22 protein-coding genes are annotated in these 16,948 nt (G+C 61.1%); 11 read left to right on the top strand and 11 right to left on the bottom strand.

Going from position 1 to position 16,948, the window contains the following annotated elements:
* Position 1: 1 nt before the first annotated feature.
* The 4 genes from virB2 to BUB54_RS12490 all read right to left on the bottom strand — a co-directional run bounded on the left by virB2 (position 2) and on the right by BUB54_RS12490 (position 2,827).
* A complete protein-coding gene (gene virB2 / locus BUB54_RS12505) occupies positions 2–364 on the bottom strand; it encodes a pilin major subunit VirB2 (protein WP_048879011.1) in 363 nt (120 codons plus the stop codon).
* Positions 361–1,137: a transglycosylase SLT domain-containing protein gene (locus BUB54_RS12500; protein ID WP_048879012.1), complete on the bottom strand. Its 777-nt coding sequence runs from the start codon at positions 1,135–1,137 to the stop codon at positions 361–363. The genes virB2 and BUB54_RS12500 overlap by 4 nt, the downstream gene beginning before the upstream one ends.
* Entirely contained in the window at positions 1,138–1,752 is a 615-nt protein-coding gene (locus BUB54_RS12495) for an acyl-homoserine-lactone synthase (protein WP_052948365.1), read from the bottom strand.
* Positions 1,753–2,089: 337 nt separating this feature from the next.
* Positions 2,090–2,827, bottom strand: coding sequence for a LuxR family transcriptional regulator (locus BUB54_RS12490; protein WP_048879013.1), 738 nt, complete (start codon positions 2,825–2,827; stop codon positions 2,090–2,092).
* A gap of 383 nt (positions 2,828–3,210) precedes the next feature.
* Between BUB54_RS12490 and BUB54_RS12485 the strand changes: the two genes are divergently transcribed.
* From BUB54_RS12485 to BUB54_RS12475, 3 genes are read left to right on the top strand one after another with little or no spacing between them, the layout of a single operon-like run.
* Positions 3,211–3,789 carry a hypothetical protein gene (locus BUB54_RS12485; protein ID WP_073211704.1) on the top strand — a complete coding sequence of 193 codons (579 nt, stop codon included), beginning with the start codon at positions 3,211–3,213 and terminating at the stop codon, positions 3,787–3,789.
* 35 nt (positions 3,790–3,824) lie between these two features.
* Complete coding sequence (locus tag BUB54_RS19995) at positions 3,825–4,760, top strand: P-loop NTPase family protein (RefSeq protein WP_052948364.1); 936 nt, start codon at positions 3,825–3,827, stop codon at positions 4,758–4,760.
* The gene (locus BUB54_RS12475) at positions 4,748–5,452 is read left to right on the top strand and encodes a hypothetical protein (RefSeq protein WP_048879015.1); all 705 of its coding nucleotides are present in this window, start codon (positions 4,748–4,750) and stop codon (positions 5,450–5,452) included. Before BUB54_RS19995 ends, BUB54_RS12475 begins: the two co-directional genes overlap by 13 nt.
* 24 nt (positions 5,453–5,476) lie before the next feature.
* Here BUB54_RS12475 and BUB54_RS12470 read toward each other — a convergent pair whose 3' ends face one another.
* Positions 5,477–6,040, bottom strand: coding sequence for a GNAT family N-acetyltransferase (locus BUB54_RS12470; RefSeq protein ID WP_048879016.1), 564 nt, complete (start codon positions 6,038–6,040; stop codon positions 5,477–5,479).
* Positions 6,040–6,333, bottom strand: a complete 294-nt coding sequence (locus BUB54_RS12465) for a type II toxin-antitoxin system TacA family antitoxin (protein WP_048879017.1) — start codon at positions 6,331–6,333, stop codon at positions 6,040–6,042. The genes BUB54_RS12470 and BUB54_RS12465 overlap by 1 nt, the downstream gene beginning before the upstream one ends.
* A gap of 303 nt (positions 6,334–6,636) precedes the next feature.
* Between BUB54_RS12465 and BUB54_RS12455 the strand changes: the two genes are divergently transcribed.
* A complete protein-coding gene (locus BUB54_RS12455; RefSeq protein ID WP_244890780.1) occupies positions 6,637–7,080 on the top strand; it encodes a DUF302 domain-containing protein in 444 nt (147 codons plus the stop codon).
* Positions 7,081–7,090: 10 nt separating this feature from the next.
* Here BUB54_RS12455 and BUB54_RS12450 read toward each other — a convergent pair whose 3' ends face one another.
* Complete coding sequence (locus tag BUB54_RS12450; RefSeq protein ID WP_048879020.1) at positions 7,091–9,430, bottom strand: heavy metal translocating P-type ATPase; 2,340 nt, start codon at positions 9,428–9,430, stop codon at positions 7,091–7,093.
* A 106-nt stretch (positions 9,431–9,536) separates the two neighbouring features.
* Here BUB54_RS12450 and BUB54_RS12445 point away from each other — a divergent pair, with 106 nt between their 5' ends.
* The 4 genes from BUB54_RS12445 (at position 9,537) to BUB54_RS12430 (ending at position 12,128) form a co-directional block, all read left to right on the top strand.
* Positions 9,537–9,812 carry a metal-sensitive transcriptional regulator gene (locus BUB54_RS12445; protein ID WP_048879030.1) on the top strand — a complete coding sequence of 92 codons (276 nt, stop codon included), beginning with the start codon at positions 9,537–9,539 and terminating at the stop codon, positions 9,810–9,812.
* Positions 9,809–10,201 carry a hypothetical protein gene (locus BUB54_RS12440; RefSeq protein WP_048879021.1) on the top strand — a complete coding sequence of 131 codons (393 nt, stop codon included), beginning with the start codon at positions 9,809–9,811 and terminating at the stop codon, positions 10,199–10,201. Before BUB54_RS12445 ends, BUB54_RS12440 begins: the two co-directional genes overlap by 4 nt.
* Positions 10,202–10,279: 78 nt before the next feature.
* Positions 10,280–11,683, top strand: a complete 1,404-nt coding sequence (locus BUB54_RS12435; protein WP_048879022.1) for a multicopper oxidase family protein — start codon at positions 10,280–10,282, stop codon at positions 11,681–11,683.
* A gap of 43 nt (positions 11,684–11,726) precedes the next feature.
* Complete coding sequence (locus BUB54_RS12430; protein WP_175556508.1) at positions 11,727–12,128, top strand: SHOCT domain-containing protein; 402 nt, start codon at positions 11,727–11,729, stop codon at positions 12,126–12,128.
* Positions 12,129–12,427: 299 nt separating this feature from the next.
* Here the strand turns inward: BUB54_RS12430 and BUB54_RS12425 are convergent, their stop codons facing one another.
* Positions 12,428–12,751, bottom strand: a complete 324-nt coding sequence (locus BUB54_RS12425; RefSeq protein ID WP_048879023.1) for a DUF736 domain-containing protein — start codon at positions 12,749–12,751, stop codon at positions 12,428–12,430.
* Between the two features lie 608 nt (positions 12,752–13,359).
* Positions 13,360–13,761 carry a MerR family transcriptional regulator gene (locus BUB54_RS12420; protein ID WP_048880602.1) on the bottom strand — a complete coding sequence of 134 codons (402 nt, stop codon included), beginning with the start codon at positions 13,759–13,761 and terminating at the stop codon, positions 13,360–13,362.
* A gap of 97 nt (positions 13,762–13,858) precedes the next feature.
* Here BUB54_RS12420 and BUB54_RS12415 point away from each other — a divergent pair, with 97 nt between their 5' ends.
* Positions 13,859–14,251, top strand: coding sequence for a mercuric transporter MerT family protein (locus tag BUB54_RS12415; protein ID WP_082075816.1), 393 nt, complete (start codon positions 13,859–13,861; stop codon positions 14,249–14,251).
* Positions 14,244–14,492, top strand: coding sequence for a GDCCVxC domain-containing (seleno)protein (locus tag BUB54_RS21815; RefSeq protein WP_048880600.1), 249 nt, complete (start codon positions 14,244–14,246; stop codon positions 14,490–14,492). Before BUB54_RS12415 ends, BUB54_RS21815 begins: the two co-directional genes overlap by 8 nt.
* 24 nt (positions 14,493–14,516) lie before the next feature.
* Here BUB54_RS21815 and BUB54_RS12405 read toward each other — a convergent pair whose 3' ends face one another.
* Positions 14,517–15,455 carry a DUF2493 domain-containing protein gene (locus BUB54_RS12405; RefSeq protein WP_073211701.1) on the bottom strand — a complete coding sequence of 313 codons (939 nt, stop codon included), beginning with the start codon at positions 15,453–15,455 and terminating at the stop codon, positions 14,517–14,519.
* An 86-nt stretch (positions 15,456–15,541) separates the two neighbouring features.
* Between BUB54_RS12405 and BUB54_RS21810 the strand changes: the two genes are divergently transcribed.
* A complete protein-coding gene (locus BUB54_RS21810; RefSeq protein WP_280521941.1) occupies positions 15,542–15,667 on the top strand; it encodes a hypothetical protein in 126 nt (41 codons plus the stop codon).
* A gap of 187 nt (positions 15,668–15,854) precedes the next feature.
* On the opposite strand, the gene BUB54_RS19985 is transcribed toward BUB54_RS21810, so the two are convergent.
* Positions 15,855–16,793, bottom strand: a complete 939-nt coding sequence (locus tag BUB54_RS19985) for a DUF7146 domain-containing protein (protein WP_342351563.1) — start codon at positions 16,791–16,793, stop codon at positions 15,855–15,857.
* Positions 16,794–16,948 lie beyond the last annotated feature (155 nt).

Genomic DNA, 16,948 nt, shown 5'->3' with positions numbered 1-16,948 from the left:
CTCAACCGCCCCCGGTCAGGGTCTGGCCCAGATAGGAGGCCCCGAACATGATGACGATGCCGCCGATAATGCCCGCGATCACCCCAAGCGAGGCCCGGCCGAACATGAACAAAAACCCGATGCCGATAATCCCGAGCACGGCGATCGTCTCGCCGAACGGCCCCAGGATGAAGGTGCAGACATTATTGATCATGGTCTGTGGACTGGCACCGCCTGAGACGGTCTGGGCATAGGCGAGCGTGGGAATGCCCAGCATTCCCACCAGCAGCGCCAAGGGCCACGCTCGGGCCAACACGGGCCAGAAACTGGTCATGCGCAATCTCTGCCCCTGCGCCAAAAGCAGCGGGGCGATCATGTTCATCATGGCGACCTCATCGTTTGGTGTGGAGAACCGGACTCGGCTGCCGCGGCAGTGTTGTTGCCGGCCATGTCCAATCCCAGCGGCACCAGCCATGGTGCGCCATGGACCTGTGTGTAGTTGCCGGTGGCCGAAACATTCCATGCGGGCGGCATATCCGGGGTGGCATCTGGTTGGGCTTGTGGCAAAGGCGCCGACAAAGGAACCGCGCTGGCATTGCGCATCACTGTCCTCGCATAGCCATTCATGATGCCTTTGAGCGGCGAGCCGGTGTTGTAAACCGAGAGCGCCATCAGCAAAGCAGCCTGCTGCCCCGCCTTGACCGGGCCGCCGCCATAAGCCGCCCGTAGCACCGCGGCGCCGGCCGCCAGTGAAGCGCATGGGTCTAGCGCTTCGTTCACATTCATCCCCAACGCGGGTAAATTGCCACTGTTGATCTGCATCAGCCCCAGATCGACGGAATGACCTGCGGCCATCCACGCTGCCGCTTCGGTCTCGGCCGCCTCCAGGCTGGGCGGATCGCTGCTGACGCGCGCCGTATTGTCGTGCAACCGCCAGGGATGGAAATTGCTTTCTGTACGCGCGACGGCACCGAGCACCCATTCTGGAACGGCGGGCGCACAGCGGCCTGCCAAAATGGAAAACCTCGCGGCAGATACAGCTGATGCGGAAGTGGCTTGCGCGGGCGGGCCGGCAAATGCCATCAGGCTGGTCAACCCAACAAAGCTCACCACAGCCAAGGACGGACCGCGTGTCAGCCTGTCGCGTTGCTCGGACATCTACGCGGTCACAATTTGTCGCACGCCGATCCGGGCGGACAGACGCCGACGCATGGTGGCAAGCACCTCTGGGTTGGCCTCCCAAATACCAGCCTGAATGTCGCCGATCTCCGGGCGCGCCTGCGCCAGCTTCTCCGGGCACCAACCGATCCGCGCATAAAGGCGGGTCATCGGCGTCTCGTACACACCAAGTATAAATTCGATGCCGGAGTTCAGACAAAGCTCGCATAAGCCAATCAGCAGTTCGGCGGAGACATTGCTCACATTCGGGGCTGCACCGTCCGCAACTGGCGGCACGCAAAACCGCGTGCATTCCCAGATGGTGGGTGCCGCGACATCCACATCGTCATCAAAGAAATGCTTGAACTCGCTTTGCAGCATGGTCGGCCCGGTTGTCGCCAACAGTCGCAAGGACCCGAGCACGCGCTGCCCGTCATCAACAGCCAGCAGATAAACCGGATCGGCTTGCCGATCATACCAATCCATCTCGCGGCCATTCTCAACCGTCACATCCCAGCCCAGACGGTCATGAAATACCGCCGCGCGCGATTGAAACATCTGATCGAACAAAGCAGGTCGCTCGGCCCGGTCAGCATTGCTCAAAGTAATGATCATTACCATTCCGCTTTCCTTCAATGAAATGTCATCATTGTCGTTGGCCTGACGCTTTGTCGGCACAAAATCTCATCCGCCTTAGGGGCGTCGATTCGACTTTAGATGCGGAGTTTTTCTGACCACAAGATTCCGAATCGGAATCTTGACACACCTATCGAACCCTCTTTCAATCGACGATTTTATTCGGACTGAAAGAGTATTATTTTAAAGCCAAGACAGCATCGAACACGCCGGGTCATAGAGAATGACCAAGCGATATTCCGTTTAGAAATTGCGAGGAATTATCCGCTTATCAGCGCGTTGTATGATAAGACAGCCATGCCATCTGTTGCCCCGTTTATGGGCGTAGCATTTCAAGTGAAACCATTTTGCCAATTGCCTGTTGCGTATTGGCGCAGTCGAGCTTGGTGCAGGCGGAGCTTAAAAACAAACGCACGGCACGGTCAGATATTTTGAGCTTAGCGCCAGTTTGCTTGGGAGTGGCACCCTGGGCAGCCAATTCGAGGCACGCGATCTCACGCCGGGATAGAGATGGCTTTGGCTTTGCATCTCGATAGCCTGAAATCTCCACAATCCGATCATGCATATAATGCGCGATCATCTGGAATTCTCTTTTATACGAAACCCGCCGCTCCTCCCACTCAGGCACCGACATATTCGCGGTAATTGTGAATAATGCCCGCTCGCCCCCAGCCCCGCGAACGGGCCAAGTCATGCCTTGCCGGCCAACAGCAAACCGGTCAGCTTCCGCGAAAAAATCACGCGCAATGTGGTTGCCACGGTCAAGATGCGTCCAGTCCAGCGGCAGGAAGCCTTTGGTGCCAGACACTACCACCGGATCAATTTTGAAGTAGTCATTGCTTTTATAACGTTCGATCCATTCCGGCTCATAAGTCAGAACCAGGATCGGGTTGAAAATTTGAGCGCCTGGAAGATAAACCGCGTGATACGCGATATTGGCGAGATGATACGCTTTGCATATACCGGCGGCCACGTCTTGCATTTGCGCGAGACTATTCGCCGCTCCAATCTGCGTTACGATCTCTTCGTAGCAATCATCGTCACCGGCTATCATAACAAGCCTCCCGGTCGAGCGGAGACAACGCGAAATTGCATTACCGCGTTACGAATGGTTGCGTAAATTGAAACATCGGTAATGTCACAGGAACACGAGCAGAATGCACATTGGCCGTGAAATCGTATTGCCTAACCCCTATCATATTACCGCACCCGCATGCGCTAGCATTCCTTGGTCTGTCGTAGAAACGTAATCCGATACCACACCTGACCGACGAAATTAGAGATCAGGATTGAGCATAGAGATGAGGTTAGGATTGCACTCAGGATTGAGATTAGGAAGCAGCATAGGAATGAGCACAGCTTTGGGCTGAGAAACCAAATCTGGCTTTGTCAAGATTCCGATTCGGAAGTTGAAATACCAGAAGCAAAAATGCCAGGGTGACGCGTTTAGATTTCACCAAGCCGGTTCACCACATGGCCCTCAAGCGCACCCCTTCCGATGATGAGATCAATGCCCTGGCGGCAAGGTTTCTTGCGCTATGGTCATCAGGTGATGTCATCCGCCCCTGGTTGCGCCTGCACGCTGAAATGCTGCTGGCGTTGGTGCAGAGCGGCTGGTCATGGGCAGCAATCGCGCGCGCCATGACACTGGCAGGCATCACCTACCGCACGGGCAAACCATGGACGGCGGATTGGCTGCAGAGCGAAGCCTATCGGGCACGCCTGCCATTAAAAGGGTATCGGCGCCGCAACCAGACAATGTCTTCTCAGGGTTTAGCGGCGCAAACACCGATGCCATCCGCTCCGCCAGTATCCGCACAATTTATCGAGCCATATCCATCGGATGTTGCGGGCGAACCAGAATTTCAGCCAGCACGTTTTATCGATTGGGAGGTCAGACGTTTAGCAACTGACGCACCACCTGCTGACGAGCAAGCCGCCCCGATCATCCGGCCGCCAGCCCCCACTTATGACGAAGTCATGGAACGCCTGCTCGGCAAAAAGTCGCCGTCATAAGCAAGGCTGATTGACCTCTTTGAAAGGAGCCCAAAATGCCTGAACAGAAAGACAACACGCCAGAATTGCTGCGATTTCCAAATCCAACTTCCGGCCGAACATCTGCTTCCCCAATCACAACATCAATATTCAATTTTGGGCAGGACGAAGATACTGGCCCGGAGATGGAATTGGTCTGCGCCGCCGGTCAGGCAATGTCTTCGCCCGGGCCGACACCCCTGACAGGCATGGATTTAAGCGGGCGGCACAAAATCATCTTCTGGGTCGGGCGGGGCAAAACGGGCAAAACCACCGGCATACGCTGGCTGGCGGAAAAAACCCTGCTGAACGGCACGCCTTTGCTGATGGCGGATCTGGACACCACGAATGACACCTTCTCCCGCTATATCGACAAGGTGGCGCGCCCGCCGGAAGCCATCGACCCCGCGATGTCCCTCAAATGGTTGGATCGATTACTGCAGCACAGCCTGAACCAGAAAATATCGGCGCTGATCGATCTGGGCGGCGGCGACACTACGTTGCGCCGCCTCGCCGTCGAGCTGCCCGATCTGGTCGCGCTGTTTGAGGCGCAGGGCTTCGCGGTCGTGCTGTTCCATACGGTCGGCCCACAGGAAGAGGATTTATCACCACTCGCCACCTTGCAGGGTCTGGGCTTCAAGCCAACCGCCTCCGCCATCATCCTGAACGAAGCCATGATGGATATCGGCGAGACGCGAGAGACAGCTTTCGCGCGGATTTTACGCCACAGCGTGGTCCGCCACGCCATCGGCGCGGGCGCGGTGCCGGTGTTCATGCCCAAGCTGTTCGCCGCTCAAGCTGTGGAAATCCGTCGGCTGAAATTTCACGATGCCGCCGCGGGCAAAACCGGTCGGGCCGACACGCCGCTTGGGCCATTCGACCGCTCACGGGTCAAGAATTGGCTGGCCATGATGGATGATCATTTTGCCGGAATACGCTCATGGCTACCATGACCGGGCCAGAGGGCACGCTTGATTTACGCCGAGACAGCGAAATCCTCGGCCAGGAAATCGCCCGCATGCAGGCCGAGTTGGAACGCATTATCACGGTCGCCGGGCTGACCAACGACCCGACCCTGCCGTTGCTCAAAATTCTGTCCGCATCGCTGCGTCTGCAATGGCGCCTGCATAACCAGGCCGTGCGTTATTTCCACGACGCCAGCGACCGGCTCGACCGCGCCTACCATGAAACCATACAGAAAACTGACCTGGCTGTGCGGCAGGCCGAGGCGGTATTACAGACCAAGCAGGCCGGCATCGTGGAACAGTTGGCGCCAAAACTCGCCAGTACGGTGAGTTACGCCGCAGTTCAGCACGCCAAGATCGTGAAATATAAAACCCTCGGCATCTGGTCGGCAATCGTGCTCGCGCTCGGCGTGGCGCCCTGTATCTTCACCTATGCCGCGGGGCTGAATGCCGGGCGCTTCCAGGGCGAGGTTGCGACCCATCTGATCAATGTCGCCATGAAGGCCAGCCCGGCCGAGGCCACCGCCTGGGGGCAACTGATGCAGGATAATGACGGCGTCGTTGCCATGGCCGCCTGCCGCAAATCCATGCAGCAGGACGCCGACGGGCGGCATTACTGCTTCATGCCGGTATGGACCGACCCGATGTCACCGGCAATCCCAACTGCATCCGGGCAATAGCCGTGCGTTATACGCCACGGGTCTTTATGGTTGCCGAGCGAACAAGGCCCGCACCGTTTCGATCGGCATCATCATCACCTTCTCACCCAACGGCGAGGCCACAAAGCCATGCCGCCCGTAAAAAGCCATGGCGGATTCATCGATGGCATGTGTCACCACTGCCCTAACCCCCGCCACCTCGGACACGGTCAGACAGCGCTTGAGGGCATCCGCCAACAGGTCCGTACCCAGACCAACACCATGGTAGCGCTGTTCCACCGCCAAACGGGCTAGCAACATGAGCGGAATTTGTTCTGGCATACCCCGTCGCAATTTGGCACTGGGCAGGGAAAGCCGCTGCTCCATGGCCGTGGTGATCGCATAATAGCCCACCACAACGTTAGGCGCCTCAGCAGCGCAGACCACATAGGTTCGGGCTGACAGCCCCTCACTGGCCAAAGCTCTCTCCCGTAGCCACTCATCCAGCGAGGGGTGCTGGCCATTCTGGAATCCCGAAACATCATGCGCGGCGGTCAGACGCTCCGGCGGCAATATCCGCAGCTTCACCGGCTTGACGCCGGCTGGCAGCTTCCCGCCGGGCTTTACCATCAGCGCTCCCAGGCCGGAGGCCGGGTCAACAGCGCGCGCAATTCCGGCACGCTTTGCGCCGGTTCATCCAGCATCGCCAGAAACGCCTCATGGGCCTTGGGCGACAGATAGAACACACGCTGATCGAGGATCGTATCCTCAGCCTGACGCCGGGCTGATTCCAGCATGAATTCCGACAGTTTCTGCCCTCGCAGCGACGCCGCCCGGGTCAAAATCGCCTTGGTCTCAGCCGTCGCCCGGATCTGAATGACATCGTCCTTGCGTGCCGGGCCGACAGTGGTGGACTGGGCCATATCTAGTCTCCGCTTCAGGTTTTGGGTATCGCATAATGTAACTACAACGTCAATACAAATTGGCCGACCAACCGGCCTCCCGGCGGTCTATCAGAGCGCGCCCGAGGCCAGGGCCATGCCCACGGCTTCGCCGACATCATCATCGCCGCCACCGCCCAACGCCACGGGCTGACACGCAAACTGCGGCATTTTGCGCTGCTCGACGTGCAAGTGCATGATCCGTTTGTCCGCCCGCCCTGAGCATAATCGCGGCCGAGGAAAAGCCTTGGGGAGCTTGAACACCAGATACGAGTCAGGAATCAGATGGCGCGCAACATGCATATTGAGACGGAAAGGAGAACTCTAATGACCTATCATTTCTCGACGGCCATGAACGGACCTTTTGAGGACGCAGTTGAAGCCACCAAGGCCATGCTGAAACAGCATGGTTTCGGCGTACTCACATCCATTGATGTGCAGACGACACTGAAGGAAAAATTGGGCGTCGATTTCCGGCCTTATCGCATTCTCGGCGCCTGCAATCCGCAAATGGCTTACAAGGCGCTGCAAGCCGAGGATAAGATCGGCACGATGTTACCGTGCAATGTGATATTGCAGGACCGCGGCGATGGCACGATCGAAATCTCGGCTGTCGATCCCGTGGCCTCGATGCAAGCAATCGATAATCCTGCTCTTGGAGAGGTCGCGCAAAAAGTGCGGGAGCAACTGAAGGCCGTGATTGATGGCATCGCCGCCATGGTACGCTGAACTCCCTCCCCTACAGCCGCAACCGGCGCAGGCGCAGCGCATTGGTGACCACCGAGACTGAGCTGAGGGACATTGCCAGGGCGCCGATGACAGGGCTCAGCAGAATACCGAACCACGGATACAGCACGCCAGCCGCAATGGGCACACCGGCGGCGTTGTAAATGAAGGCGAAGGCCAGATTCTGGCGGATGTTGCGCATCACCGCGCGGCTCAGGCGCCTGGCCCGCACGATGCCGCCCAGATCGCCCTTTACGAGCGTGATGCCGGCGCTTTGCATTGCCACATCCGTGCCCGTGCCCATGGCAATGCCGATATCCGCCGCGGCCAGGGCCGGGGCATCGTTCACCCCATCACCCGCCATGGCCACCACGCGCCCTTCACCGCGCAGACGCTGAATGACCGCATGTTTCTGCTCCGGCAGAACCTCGGCCTCGATATCGGTAATGCCAAGCTGGCGGGCGATGGCCTCGGCGGTGCGGCGGTGATCGCCGGTGAGCATGACGATGCGCACGCCCTCCGCCCGCAATGCTTCCAACGCCGCCTTGGTGCTGGTTTTGAGCGGATCGGCAATGGCGATCACGCCCGCTGGTTGCCCATCCACCGCCACAAACAAGGCCGTGGCCCCGCTGGCGCGCAGTTGCTCGGCTTGTTGCATGAGCGCGTTCAGATCCATTCCAGCCAGCAGCGCCGCGTTGCCAGCTTGCACATGCCGGCCCTCAATGATTCCCGCCACGCCCTGGCCGGTTGTGGATGCAAACTCCCTTGGCGATGAGAGCATCAGCTTGCGAGCCTCAGCTTCACGCACAATCGCCGCCGCCAGCGGGTGTTCGCTGCCGCGCTCCAGCCCGGCGGCCAGCCGCAACACATCCGCCTCGTAGAACCCCGGGGCCGGCACAATTTGCGTGACGCGGGGCTTGCCCTCGGTGAGCGTGCCGGTCTTGTCCACGACCAGCGTGTCGATTTTTTCCATGCGCTCCAGCGCCTCGGCGGATTTGATCAGCACGCCCGCCGCCGCCCCCTTCCCCACGCCGACCTGCACGGACATTGGCGTCGCCAGGCCCAGCGCGCAGGGGCAGGCGATGATGAGCACCGACACTGCCGCCAGCAGCCCATAGCTGAGCGATGGAGCCGGCCCCCAGACGGCCCAAACGACGAAAGCCAGCAGCGCCACGCCGATGACGGCCGGGACAAAATATCCCGCCACGATATCGGCCAGTCGCTGGATCGGCGCGCGGGAGCGTTGCGCCTGGCTGACCATGGCGACGATTTGCGCCAGCATGGTCTCGGCACCGATTTTCTCGGCTTGCATCACCAGAGCGCCGGTGCCGTTCACTGTGCCGCCAATGAGGGTCGCGCCAGCGGCCTTGGCCACGGGCATTGCCTCGCCCGTCACCATCGATTCATCGAGATGGCTGCTGCCTTCCAGCACCACGCCATCCACCGGCACGGCCTCGCCGGGGCGGATGCGCAGGCGGTCGCCTTTTACCACTTGCTCGACCTGAATTTCATCCTCGCCGCCATCCTCGCGCAAACGCCGCGTGGTCTTGGGCGCCAGCCGGAGCAAGGCGCGGATGGCGCCCCCGGTTTGCGCCCGGGCGCGTAATTCCAGCATCTGGCCCAGCAAAACCAGAACGGTGATCGTGGCAGCGGCCTCGAAATAAGTGGCCACGGTTCCATCGGCGGCACGAAAACCCGCCGGGAAGATACCCGGCAGCACAACCGCCAGCACGCTATAAAGATAGGCGGTGCCCGTGCCCATGGCGATGAGCGTGAACATGTTCAGGCTGCGCCGCAAAACCGAGTGCCAGCCCCGTACGAAGAACACGGAACCCGCCCATAATACGACCGGGGTGGCCAGGAAGAGTTGGATGAGGCCGGAGAGCCTATGCGGCAGCGCGCGGTCTAATGCAGGACCAAAACCGGGAATGAGGCCGCCCATTGCCAGCACCACCACCGGCACGGTCAGCGCCAAAGCCATCCAGAAACGCCGCCTCATGTCCTGCAATTCATGGTCTTCCCCGGCCTCGGCAGTTGGGGCCAATGGTTCCAGTGCCATGCCGCAGAGCGGGCAGGCCCCGGGATGGTCTTGCCGGATTTGCGGGTGCATCGGGCAGGTATAGATGGTGCCGCCGGGCGCTGGGGGCGGCTCCATGGCGGGCGCCATGTAGCGCGCCGGATCCGCCATGAATTTCTCGCGGCAGCCATTCGAGCAGAAATGGAAAACCCGCCCCTGATGCGTGGTCTGATGCTTGGATGAGGCGGGATCGACGGTCATGCCGCAGACCGGATCCCTCAACACGCCCAGGGCAGGCGCGGCCGCGTGATGGGCATGATGCTGATGTTCAGACATGAGACTGGCTCCATTACTGGCCGGGCAAGCCCTTGAATGGTTTGCCAACGGACTTATCTCCATGGCAATATACCCTGCATGGGTATTGTATCAAGGGCCTGACACCATGCATGACACGACACGGCGGAAAGTAACCCAGCGGTTGAAGCGGGTCGAAGGCCAGGTTGGCGGCGTGCTGCGCATGGTCGAGGATGATCGTTATTGCATCGATCTTTTGACACAGATCAGTGCAATGCGCGCCGCTTTGCATAAGGTTGAGGAAGAGATTCTACGTGACCACCTCAACCATTGCGTCGCCGATGCCTTCGCATCCGGCGATGCGGTGGATCAACGCCATAAGGTGGAGGAGTTGGTGCAAACCTTGGGCAGGATGACCAGATGATGCGGCACAGCAGGGGGCTGCAGGCGCATAAACGGCAGCTGCGCGGCATTGCCCGGCTACCCCTTGCGCTTATGCTGGTGTTCTCGCTTGGATTATTGCCTGGATGGGCGGCGGCGCCCTGTCCGGCCGTGCCGCGTGTGCAGGTTATGACCACAACTTCGCCCTTGGCCGCACCCACGCAAACCGGGCCATCACCTGCCTGCCCCTGCTGCCCGGACCAGGGCGCAAATTGCACATTCGGCACGGGCATGGCGGGAATCTTCACTAGGAGTTCGGCAAACCTGCCGATTGGTCAGGCGGTCAGTGCCATCTATCCGCTATCCGCCGCATCCTTCCCGCCCGGCCGCACAATCAGCCCCACCGCGCCGCCGCCGCGCCGCATCGGCTAACCTTTGGCGGGATCATCCGCCGTATCTTCAGGGCTTTGCCCTTTGAACAATATCAGACCATTTTGAAGGTTATCGACAATGACGGGAATTTTTTCACGCCGCCAGATTTTGACGGCGGGCGCTGCCACGGGCGCGCTGGCCTGGCTACCATCTGCCCCGGCCCTTGCGGCGCCAACACACCGCCTGCGTGCCACCAAACGCGTGATCGAGGTGAACGGCAAAGCCGCTTCCATGTTCGCCATTGCAGGCGATGACGGTCTCGATGGCGCGCGGCTGGCACCGGGCGAGCGCTTTGCGCTGACGCTGGAAAACACCTGCGGCGCACCGACGATCATCCACTGGCACGGCCAGACGCCACCGGTTGCGCAGGATGGCGTGACCGCCACCGGCTACGAGCAACCCATCGCCGATGGCGCTTCAGCGGATTATGACTACGCGCCCCGCCCCGGCACGCATTGGATGCATTCGCATCTCGGCCTGCAAGAGCAGCAGCTCATGGCCGCGCCATTGATTGTGCATACCGTGGAGGATTTACGTGCCGACACCCAGGAGGTGACGTTGCTGCTGCATGACTTCACCTTCCGCGACCCGATGGAGATTCTCGCGAGCCTCACCTCTGGCAGCACCCAAGGCGGCATGGGCATGATGGGTGGCATGGCCATGGGCAACGGCCCGGACCTTAATGACGTCGATTTCGACGCCTATCTCGCCAATGGACGCACGCTGGACGATCCGCAGATCGTGCGCGTGGAACGCGGGGGGCGCGTGCGTCTGCGGCTGATCAATGGCGCCACCGCGACCGCCTTCTGGATCGATACCGGCGGTGTTGCCACGCAGCTGATCGCCGTGGATGGCGATGCGGTGCAGCCGCTCGACATCTCCGCCCCCATGCCCGTGGCACAGGGCCAGCGGCTGGACCTGCTCTTGGCTCTGCCCGCCGGTGATGGCGCCTATCCCATCCTCGCGCAGCGTGAAGGCGATGTCGCCCGCACGGGCATTATCCTCGCCACACCCGCCGCACAAATCCTGAAAATCAGCCCACAGGCAAACGCGGCGGCGGGGGCTTGTGGCATCTCGCTGGAAGCTTATCTGCAGGCGCAGGCGCCACTCACGAGCCGGCCTATCGACCGCGTGCATCGGGTGGTACTCGCCGGCAGCATGGCGGCGTACGATTGGACGATCAATGGCAAGACCTGGAAAAATCACGATCCCTTGCAGGTGAAGCAAGGCGAGCGCGTGGCATTTGACATCTTCAACCACAGTATGATGGCGCATCCGATGCATCTGCACGGGCATCATTTTCAGGTTCTCGCCATCGATGGGCACCCACTCCCGGGCGCCGTGCGCGACACCGTATTGGTGCCGCCAATGACCCTGATGCGCATTGGCTTCGATGCCAATAACCCCGGACGCTGGCTGTTTCATTGCCATAATCTCTACCACATGGCGGCCGGCATGATGACGGAGGTGCGCTATGTCTGAAACCAAGCTGGTAAATTTTTCACGAGAGACAAAGAGCGAGTTCATGAAAACGACTCTTCGTAATATTGTGGCGGCGGTTTTGGCGCTGGGCGCAACCACGCCGGCGGCATTGGCGGATTCATCGGCGCCCCCAACGGCTATTGCCGGCCCAGGCTGGACTGGTTACGGCCCGGGGCCGTGGATGATGGGCGGCTGGGGCGGCGGCCCCATGATGGGATATGGTGGAGGCGGTTGGATCATGATGATTTTTGGCGCGGTTATCGTTGTCGCTCTTCTGGTGTTCCTCTTCCGTGCGTCCGCATGGACGGCACATCCGCCGCAACAACCAATGCCGCATAACCGGGCAAATTCAGCGGGGCTACATGCGCTCGATGAACGCTATGCGCGTGGCGAGATCAACCGCGAGGAATATCTTCAAAAGAAACGCGACATCCTCGAAGGATAAGCCCGCAGGAACGGCTGCCGCCGGAAATGGTGGCAGCCTTGCCACAACCGCCTCTCTCGCGGGTGGGATCGAAGTTTAGCCATCATCGCCGCATGGCACTGGGATGGCGGCTTATCCGGTGTGACGATCAAAACGCAGCCCGGCAGGGTTCGGCCCAAGCTACTCCCCTAAATCGAGAAGTTTTTGGCGCAGCTTTTTTCAAAAAGCTGCGTTCTTCTTATCAAGAGCTTTTTGAGCTCCCGCCAGTTTTCAAAACACTCCCCCCGCCCGGCATCGCCGGGCAGGGTTCATCGTGGTTCTTACTCCCCGTTTTGCTTGCGACTGCGCGACCAGATGAGGCTGTAGCCCTCGCCACCTTCATCGTCGAAGAGGTTGGCGTAAATCGGTGCGCTGAAGCTCGGATCATCCAGCTTGACCGAGATATAATCGCGTCCCTCGGCGGAGCGCCGTGACCATCCAGCCCCGATCTCAGCCCTTGAAACGTACACGCGATGGCTGGGTGCGTTGTCATTGCTGCGGTTGGTTTCAGGCACGATGCGCACATTCTTCGTCTGCACGCTCAGGGTTACGATTTCGCCGTGGATTTCATTGCCGGCTTTCTTGAAGGTTCCGATGGTAGCCATGTCAAATCTCCTTTGCTGTTTCGAGCCCGCGACCATCGCAGCCTCGATGGCGATCAATTGACCGGGGGCACGGTCGGCCTGCACCGCCTTCGGCCGAAGCGTCAGCGGAGGATGGCGGCTTCCGGCTTTTTTGGAGCGCAGCGTCCGCGAGGAGGCAGCATCGCTGCCGGGGAAAAAAGCCGGAAGCCGCCATTGCAGGAAGGCGATCGTCCTTCGGTCAGATCAGCCACGGAGAGGCCGCGTGGCGCGGCTTGGGGCACGCATTCAGGAGATATTTGGCGATACTCGGGGCTTTCATCAAAGTGGTATCACCCATGGCATATGAGCGTAACCTGTCTTGCAGACGTCACCGCGTTATCATGCCGCGTATAACCGGTTGCTCCGAGGCCATCCTGCCGTCACATCAATGGACAAGCGGATCGGCCGGCACATGGCCATGAGTTTCGCCGTCAAGCGATCATTCTGTCCAAGCGATGAATCGAGATTCACACCTGACTATGCCAATCCACGACAATACCGCACGAGGCGAATATCTTTTACGTCCCGCTCCGAAAACAAACCGGGACAAACACCGCGATGAATTCCGCCTGGTGATGCCGGCGCGAGCATCATACCGCGGAAAGCGTCTCGATCAGCGGGCAGGCCGCATCGGCACCCGCAGCGCAACGCTTTACAGCATCCGCCAGCACGCGCTCCATGGCCTTCAAATCGGCAATCCGTGCCCGCACATCGTTCAAATGCGCGGCGGCGAGTTCCCGCACTTCCCCGCATGCTTCTGCTCCGGCACCGGACAGACGCAGCAATTCACGCACCTCATCCAGGGTAAACCCCAGCTCCCGCGCGCGCCGAACGAAGACAAGGCGGCCAATGTCGGCGGCCTGGTATAGCCGGTACCGCCCACGCCTGCGCGGTTTCGGCAGAATGCAAATCTTTTCGTAAAACCGGATCGTCTCGATCGCACAGCCCGTGCGGCGCGAGAAGTCTCCAATCGGCATGTCATCGTGGCTCATGGCATCTCGGTTCATCGGCCACCTCAATTCAGGGCTTGAGTCTGTAGTAACTATAGATGTTACGAGGCGATGGCGCCCACCGCAAGGAACCCGTGACATGCCGCCAGACCCAACCGAACCCAGCCCCACCGGACCAGCCCGGCCCAATCGTCCCATGCGCGACACCAGCGCGGCGTTGTTGACCCTGAGCGGCCTCGCCGCCGCGTTTGGCGTGGCCTCATGCTGCGGCCTTCCATTCCTGTTGGCGACGGCGGGGTTCAGCACGGCATGGTTGGGGGGCGTTGCGCTGCTCGCGGCACCACACCGGCCGCTGTTGCTCACCCTGGCGGCGCTGTGCCTCATCGCGGGGGCTGGCTTGCTGTGGCGGCGTCAGCCGGCTGGTATTTGCGCAACCGGCTCACTCTGTTCCAAGCCACTGACTCGTGGCCTGACAACCATCGGCCTCATCGCCGGGCTGGTGCTGCTGGTGATCGGCTATCTCTATGCGTGAGGCATCCGTGATCTTGGAATCGGCCATCACCTGCCCGCATTGCGGCTTCCAGGCGACCGAAACGATGCCGACCAATGCCTGCCAGTATTTTTACGAATGTAAGGGATGCGGCACCCTGTTGCGGCCAAAGCCGGGGGATTGCTGCGTTTTTTGCTCCTTCGGCAGCATTCCATGCCCGCCCATCCAGGCCGAAGGCGGCAAAGGCGGGTGCTGCCCGCCTGCGCGCGGTGCTGCCGGTTAAAGCGGCGCCTCAGCGTTGTGGGAACTATGCGCCCCCACTCCCAAAGCTCCACACCGGGATGCCGAGTTTCTTGGCCTTGTCGGCGAGATTGTCCTGGATACCAGTGCCGGGGAATACCATGACGCCAATCGGCAATGCCTCCAGCATCGCGTCATTGCGCCGGAACGGGGCGGCCTTGGCGTGCCGGGTCCAGTCCGGGCGGTAGGCAATCTGCGTGACCTTGCGCGCATCCGCCCAGGCGGCGGCAATGCGCTCGGCTCCCTTCGGGCTGCCGCCGTGCAACAACACCATATCCGGGTGCTTGGCGTGCACTTTGTCCAGCTTGTCCCAGATCAGAATGTGATCATTGCACTCCATCCCGCCAGTGAAGGCGATTTTTGTACCGGAGGGCAGAAGCGGCTCGGTCTCGGCCCGGCGTTTGGCGGCGATAAAGTCGCGGCTATCGATGAGGGACGCGGTCAATGCCCGGTGGTTAACCATCGAGCCTGAGCGCGGTCGCCAGGCGGTGCGCGTGTGGCGCTCGAACTGCTCGGCGGCCTGGTCACGGAAGAATTCCAGGCAATCCCGGCGTTCCAGTAAGGTCTGCCCTTCCGCCGTCAGCCGTTCCAGCTCGACTGAGCGGATCTCGGAGCCGTCCTGCTCCTTCTGGCTGCGCTTTTGCGCCTGCTCGTTATCGTCGAGCTGCCGTTCGATCCGTCCGGTGGCGCGGTGGAACAGATTGACCGTGGCCCAGAGCAATTCCTCGAGGTCAGGCTCCAGGCGGGTGTCACTCAGGGTGGCGGTGAAAGCGTCGAAGATATCCGCGATCGCCCCGGCGATCAGCGGGGCTTCGGGCAAGGGCCGTGGGTCGGGCTCTTCCTGGCCGGGGTGGTAGCCATAGAGTTGCAGTTCGCTGAGGATATGTGCGGTCGGTGAAGCGGCGTGGGGTGGCTCATAGCCGGTCTCGTCATAGTCGCGGGTCATGGGATGCTCCTGTTTGCCGGAAGCCCGCGCCCATCGCGGCCTTCCATGGCGATCCCAGCCGGGGGCGGCGGCGGCCCGCACCCGCCATGGCTCTCCGTGACGCCATGGGCTGGATTTGCGGGCCGGAGCGTCAGCGGAGGATGGCGGTGGGGCCGCTATTTTGCTTCGCGCTGCAAAGCCCCGGAATCACTCAACATGCCCAGCGCCGCTGATAAGTCCCCGGGGCGGCGGAAAATAGCGACCCCGCCGCCATTGCGGGCCGCCGCCGCCCCCGGCACAGAGCGCCCTCTCGGAAGGCCGCCAGCGCGGCCTCCTGGTAGGCAGGGGCATGAAGTGCCCAACGGGTGCGATGATCCCGGCGTTGGCGGGCCATTATCTCGTCATCCGCCAGACTAAGTCTCAGCCGGACACCAAGAAGCGTTGCGCGTCCTCGGGCGCCAATTGCACCCGCAGGTTTGCCCGCAATTCAGATGCGCCAAGCTCGCGGAGGTCATCGTTGAAATCACCAAGGTAGGGCGAGAGCGTGATCGCCTGGATCCCGGCGGCCCCTGCGCGTTCGGTCAAGCGTGCCACGGCGCGGTCACCGGCCGCATCGGCGTCACGGGCGATGTAGAACCGCCGCAGCCCGGCAGGGAGCAAAAGAGCGGCGAGATGCCCAGCCGAGAGTGCGGCAGCCATCGGGATGGCGGGAAGCAAGCAGCGCAGCGATAACATGGTCTCGATGCCCTCGCCCGCCACAAGCAGATCGTTCACCGGTTCGCCGTCCAGCCCTGCCGTGATGCCAAACCGCACGGCATGGCCCAACAGCAGTCCCATCGCCCGGCGTGGCGTTGCCACTGGCGCCTTACCCAACCGGATGCGATCGAGGGGATCAAACCCGTCTGGATCAAGCCAAGTGCGCTGGATGCCGGTGATGGTGCCATCGAGGTCCGTAACCGCTGCGATCAGTGCTGGCCAAGGTTCAGGCTGTGCCTCCGGCGTCGCACGGTGGAAACAGCGCGGATGGAACCGCAAGGCGTCGATTCCGGTAAGTGCCGCTGTCGAGATGCCGCGCCGGTGCAAATAGGTCTCGCCAAGCGTACCAGGGAGTGGCTGCGCCATACCGAACAATCGCCTACCAGCGCGTTGGGCTTGGGCGGCATCAGGGGCGGGATCACGGCCATCATCCGCCTGGGGCTCGGAGACGGCACGAGCATCCGGTAAGCTGGGCAGTTGGCCCAGAGGGTGGCAGCAGCGTTCGCGAGCGGCAGCATGATCACCTCCTGCCAGCCCCAGAAACCGCCGCGCCTCCTCGGCCACGTCGCGGAAATCCGTCAGGCCGCAGTTTTCCCGGATCAAATCCAGCAAATCGCCATGCGTGCCCTCGGCGGCATCCTGCTTATGTGCAGTTACACATAAGCAGGAATATGTTGCTTAGCGTATTATGTTGCGGAGTGCCCGTCATTGGTAGCCGGCCCGCCAACTGGCTAACCGGCAGTCAACATAATTTCCCA

The organism is Acidocella aminolytica 101 = DSM 11237, assembly GCF_900129125.1.
GTDB classification, from domain to species: Bacteria; Pseudomonadota; Alphaproteobacteria; order Acetobacterales; family Acetobacteraceae; genus Acidocella; species Acidocella aminolytica.
The sequence above is the reverse complement of the archived record's forward strand: the minus strand, read 5'-3'. Positions and strand labels throughout refer to the sequence as shown.